We start from the raw sequence: 1,349 nt of genomic DNA on the forward strand, positions 1-1,349 counted from the left end.
TTGAATGAACTCCTTCCCTGGTCAGATAATCCTTTCAGTTAAAAATCCCCCATTTTTAGTGTTGGTTGGTAAAGCAAGGTGAGATGACCGGATGCTTACACTCAAGTTAAAGATGTTCCCATTGAAGTAATAGAAAAATGGCAGGGAAAATTACCTGGCAAATTATTACATTATTGGAAAACAGAAGGTTGGAACAGCTACCAGAATGGATTGTTTAGCATTGTAGATCCCGATAATTATGAAGATATTGTTGATATGTGGTTAGAGGATACACCTTTTGAATCAATCGATTCCTACCATGCCATTGCGCGAAATGGTTTTGGTAAACTCTACCTTTGTGGAGAGGTAACAGGACTTAATTTAACAATAGATTGTATTTTCAATACTATTTTTTATAGCAAGGAAAGATCTTATAAAAAAGAAAAGGGTAAATTAGATCGAGAAATATCTTCCTTTTTTGGAATAAAATCCAACGATGGTTTAGATCTAAAAGGTAATACAAAAAAAGGGTTTTTCTCATGCGCTGTTGAAAAGTATGGCCCATTAAATGAAAATGAAATATTTGGATTTGAACCTGCCATTATCTTAGGGGGTGAAATCAAACTCGAAAATGTCAGAAAATTAGATATGCATATTCACTTGGATATTTTAAGGCAATTTGCAGATCCAGATATTCAAGAGATTTAATCATTTTAATCTTTGACATTTATCTATTGTTAATAGTGGTTGTGCAAACAGCCACTTTATACATTGATTATATACCCGTCATACTTCAAGTTGCCTCTTTGTTGGCTACGCTCACTCACCCCGGTCACATAGTGATCTATGCTCCCGGGGATGAGTTCCCTTGCCGCCGCGATGCAACTCGAATTATTTTGGGTATAGGCATAAATAATACGGGATGAAGATTTTGGATGTTTTATGGAAGAAAACTGGATTTATATATTCACTTCAACATGTTAGGTCAATTTTCAGAACCCGTTATCGAAGATTCGCCAGTCCTGCAACGGCATTGTCCATTGCGGTGAAGCGGCCTGAATTGCCAGCCAGATCACTTTCTTCACGGATCCATCTGACGGGAATGCCCTGTCCGGCTACTTTCCCCCGGACAAAATTTTCTCACCACCTGCCTTAACCTTCCGGAAGGTTGCCTTGCCATAAGACTCCGCCGCACGCTTGCGGGTACAACCATCAACGGGTTGGATACGTGACAACAAAAAACCATCGACATCCCATCATGCTTCAATTAATTTGTCTGAATATTATTACCAATAGATATTTTTTCGTCTAGGTACGGTTTTCCTGCACACATAGCAAATTCATTTTCTATCCAGTAAGGAGAAATGAGT

General features: G+C 38.3%; 1 protein-coding gene and 1 pseudogene. Both read left to right on the forward strand.

The annotated features are described in order from the left end of the window. Positions 1–114 precede the first annotated feature (114 nt). Positions 115–363 (forward strand): annotated as a pseudogene (locus Xbed_RS20495) (GAD-like domain-containing protein); the annotation flags it as partial. An 81-nt stretch (positions 364–444) separates the two neighbouring features. Further along, positions 445–687, forward strand: a complete 243-nt coding sequence (locus Xbed_RS20500; protein ID WP_279625511.1) for a T6SS immunity protein Tdi1 domain-containing protein — start codon at positions 445–447, stop codon at positions 685–687. Positions 688–1,349: the final 662 nt, after the last annotated feature.

The sequence above is a fragment of the Xenorhabdus beddingii genome (assembly GCF_002127545.1).
Taxonomy (GTDB): domain Bacteria; phylum Pseudomonadota; class Gammaproteobacteria; order Enterobacterales; family Enterobacteriaceae; genus Xenorhabdus; species Xenorhabdus beddingii.